Raw genomic sequence first — 387 nt, 5'->3', positions numbered from 1 at the left:
GACGTCAGGAGCTACGGGGAGTTGGCCACTGTTTTCCCCCTTAGCGAACAGAGTGCCCTACGGGCTGTAGGCGTTAGCCGTACAGCCCGTTGGTCACTGTGTGAGCGACCCTTGAGCGACCTGCACCGTTTGTCTGGCTTTCTGTCGAAAAAGATGAGGCCCCATAACAAAAGGAGTTACGGGACCTTATGATCGTTTTTGTATTTGCTAGCAATCACTGTGGAGACCGCATGTTTAAACAGACTCTGCTGCTTTCCTTGGTGCTCCAAAGTGATGGTAAATCGGTCAAAACCTTGGATGATTCCTTTCACTCGGGCTCCATTCGTCATAAATATTGTGACCGGAACCCGCCTTTTCCGAAGCTTATTCAGTTGGGGATCCTGTATC

1 protein-coding gene is annotated in these 387 nt (G+C 50.4%); it reads right to left on the bottom strand.

Translation table 11 applies throughout. From position 1 onward, the window contains the following. Positions 1-176: 176 nt before the first annotated feature. Positions 177-386, bottom strand: coding sequence for an RNA chaperone Hfq (gene hfq, locus RZO55_RS12415; protein ID WP_318064606.1), 210 nt, complete (start codon positions 384-386; stop codon positions 177-179). Between the last annotated feature and the right edge of the window lies 1 nt (position 387).

Origin of the sequence: Clostridium boliviensis (assembly GCF_033342255.1) — a bacterium.
GTDB lineage: Bacteria > Bacillota > Clostridia > Lachnospirales > Lachnospiraceae > Lacrimispora > Lacrimispora boliviensis.
The sequence above is the reverse complement of the archived record's forward strand: the minus strand, read 5'-3'. Positions and strand labels throughout refer to the sequence as shown.